The following is a 744-nucleotide window of genomic DNA, read 5'->3' as shown; positions in this document are numbered from 1 at the left end:
GTTATGAGAGACTTGGAAAAACAACAAAAAGAGCTGGCGGCGCAAGAGCAAAAAATCAACAATGAATTGGCTTACCTGAAAAAACTGCAAGCCAATATTCAGGCTTCATTGCGTCAACAAGGCGTAACCAATACCGCCGAACAAGCCGAAAGCCGCCGTCAAAACGCGCAAATAGCCAAAGAAGCGCAAAAGAAAATCAACCACAGAGAAAACGAGCAACGCCTCAACAACCTCTTGAAAGATTTGGAAAAACGCAAAGCCGAGCAACGCAAAGCCGAAGCCGAAGCACGTAAAAAAGCCGCCGAAGCCCGCTTGGCCGCTGCCGAAAAAGCCCGCAAAGAGCAGGCTGCCGCCCAGCAAAAAGCCGAAGCCGAACGCGCCGCCATGTCCACGCTAACTGACGAAGACATGAAACTGCAAGCCCCGAACACCCAAGGCTTTACCGTCAGCAACGCCAACAGCTTCAGCCGTATGCAAGGCCGTCTGAAAAAACCGGTCAACGGCACACTGGCAGGCCTGTTCGGTCAAGACCGCGGCGATGGCGAAGTTTGGAAAGGCGTGTTCTACAATACCGTTCCTGCTCCGGTCAGCAGCATTGCCTCAGGCACGGTTACTTTTGCCGGCGAGATTGAAGGCTACGGTAAAGTGGTCGTCCTCGACCACGGCGACGGCTATGTCAGCATTTACTCCGGTCTGAACGAAATCGACATCGCCCAAAACTATGCCGTCAATGCCGGTAGCAAG

1 protein-coding gene is annotated in these 744 nt (G+C 53.0%); it reads left to right on the top strand.

Annotated elements, in window-relative coordinates; genetic code table 11:
* Positions 1-744 (top strand): murein hydrolase activator EnvC family protein (locus ACTHUR_RS13760; protein WP_440399092.1); only part of this gene is annotated, 744 nt, incomplete at both ends.

The sequence above is a fragment of the Neisseria sp. P0021.S007 genome (genome assembly GCF_051956855.1).
This window is presented reverse-complemented; position numbering and strand designations above follow the sequence as displayed.